The sequence below is a fragment of the Streptomyces sp. NPDC051555 genome (assembly GCF_044454405.1).
GTDB lineage: Bacteria > Actinomycetota > Actinomycetes > Streptomycetales > Streptomycetaceae > Streptomyces.
Genome location: NZ_JBITDP010000100.1, coordinates 1 through 2,175, shown reverse-complemented (window position 1 = coordinate 2,175; position 2,175 = coordinate 1). Strand labels below are relative to the sequence as shown.

1 protein-coding gene is annotated in these 2,175 nt (G+C 66.1%); it reads right to left on the bottom strand.

Annotation, left to right across the window (positions count from 1 at the left end; all coding sequences use genetic code 11):
• Nucleotides 1-115: 115 nt before the first annotated feature.
• Nucleotides 116-1,585, bottom strand: a complete 1,470-nt coding sequence (gene ltrA / locus ACIBEA_RS44445; protein WP_399270257.1) for a group II intron reverse transcriptase/maturase — start codon at nt 1,583-1,585, stop codon at nt 116-118.
• Nucleotides 1,586-2,175 lie beyond the last annotated feature (590 nt).

Below are 2,175 nucleotides of genomic sequence, written 5' to 3'. Positions count from 1 at the left end.
TCGCTGAGTAGGCCCGGGGCGCGGTGCCGGGATTGCTCCCGGCCCGTTTCCCCGGACCTCTCGCCGAACCCGCCGTGCCTATTACTAGGCAACGGGCTCTCCACGGTCTCTGCCGTCAGGTGGTTGCAGGGGTCCAAGGGTTGGGGATCGTGTTGCCGCGGTAGCGATATCGGGTGACCGGGATCGCGCTGATCTTCCGCAACTCGATTTCGCCCGAGCTGATCGGCCGCCACCGCCCGGTGGGGGTGGTAAGCCGTCTGCGGACGTCCGTCCAGTTCCAGTGATGCCGCTCTTGCAGCAGCCGGATGACTCGCCACCAGACGAGGTTGTCCAGGTTGCTGAAGGTGCGCTTCGCGACGGCATGCCTGAAATAGTTGGCCCATCCGTGGGTGACCTGGTTGAGGTTCACCAGGACCACGGCCAGGTCCTGCTGCGATGTTCTGTGGGTGAGGGTACGGATCTTCGCCTTCACCGACCGGACTGGCCGGTCGGCGATGAAGGTGTAGACGTACCACTTGTCCGTTCCGCGTTTGCGGCGCCACTGGATGTGGAACCCCAGGAAGTCGAACCCCTCGCTCAGGTGCACCAGTTGGGTCTTGGCTTCCGAGAGCCGCAGCCCCATTGGTGCGAGGACCTGGGCGATCTCCTCGCGCAGTGCCTCGGTGTCCTGCCTGGTCCCCTTGACCAGGACGACGAAGTCGTCCGCGTAGCGGACCAGCCGCCACGAGGGCAGGCCTTTGGCACTCCGTCGTTCGCGCCGACTGCTGGTGGACAACTCCCCATCCGGCTCCCAGGCCCGGTGCAGGTGCTCATCGAGCGCCGACAGGGCGATGTTCGCCAGGAGCGGGGAGATGATGCCCCCTTGCGGCGTGCCGGTGAATGTCTCCTGATGTTCCCCGAGCTCCGTGAGGAGACCGGACTTCAGGAATGCCTTCACCAGTGCCAGTACCCGTTTGTCCTTGATCCTCTTCCGAACGCGGTCCATCAGCGCGACGTGGTCGATCTCGTCGAAGCACGCCGCGATGTCCGCGTCCAGCACCCACCTGTATCCATGGGTGCCATAGAAGTGGATCTCGGCAATCGCGTCCTGAGCCCGCCGTTTGGGCCGGAAGCCGTAGGAGACCGGCTTGAAGTCGGCCTCGAAGATCGGCTCCAGCACCAGCTTCAGCGCAGCCTGGACGACCCGGTCGGCGATCACGGGAATCCCCAGCCGCCGCACCTTCCCCGACCCGCCCGGTTTGGGAATCTTGCGCTCCCGCACCGGTAGCGGCCGGAACGAGCCCTGCCTGAGCTGGGCCCGTAGGTCGTCCAGGAATCCGGGGGCTCCGAATCGCTCCTCAACGTCGGCGACCGTCAGGCCGTCCACGCCGGGAGTGCGGGCTCCCCGGTTGCCGGCGACCCGTTCGAACGCCGCGATCAGCGTCGACGGGTCGTGCACGAGGTTGAACAGATCATCGAACCGGCGGCCAGGATCGACCGCCGCCCAACGGTGAAGTTTGGCCTGCATCTCCGATACCCGCTGGCGTGGACCCACCGAGTCCGCCTCCAGCAGGGCACCGCTGTTCAGCGGTGCGTCTTTCGGCATTGCAGTCTCCTTCCCTTCTCGATACCGCTGCCGCCCTTCCCCATGCTCCGGGCTTTCCCCGGCTCGGAGTACTACGGCGGCTCCGCCCCACCCAGCCCGTTCGGCGGTCGATGCGCCTATCCCCACCAGTGGGCTGGCCGCCCGCAAGAGAGGAGTTGAGACCGGTGGTTCCCGTGTTCACTGTGATTCGCTCGTCGAAGTAGGAGCCCGACTGTGTCCCTGCGGCATCGCCACGAGTACGCCGTAGCCCTTCCTCGTGGCCTCCCGAACGGCTTCGAAATACCGGCCAAGGAGTTCCCCACCGCCAACGGCGGCGAGTGCGCACCGCTTCCGGCCCAGATCCACCAGGTTCGAGCCGGTGTAGTCGTTAAGAGACGTAAAGACGCCGGTTCCTCGCGTACTCCTCTCCGTCCCGCTCGCCGGACCCGCACCATCTGGCAGTACTGGCACGTCCCGGCTTTGTCAGGGCCGCTCCCGCCCTCCCCGGCATCACCCGGATCAGGCTGCCCTCAGCTCCACCTCCCTGCTACGACAGGTCAGCGGTGAAGGTCTCTCACCTCCACACGAATCACAGCGCCTCACGGCGCAAC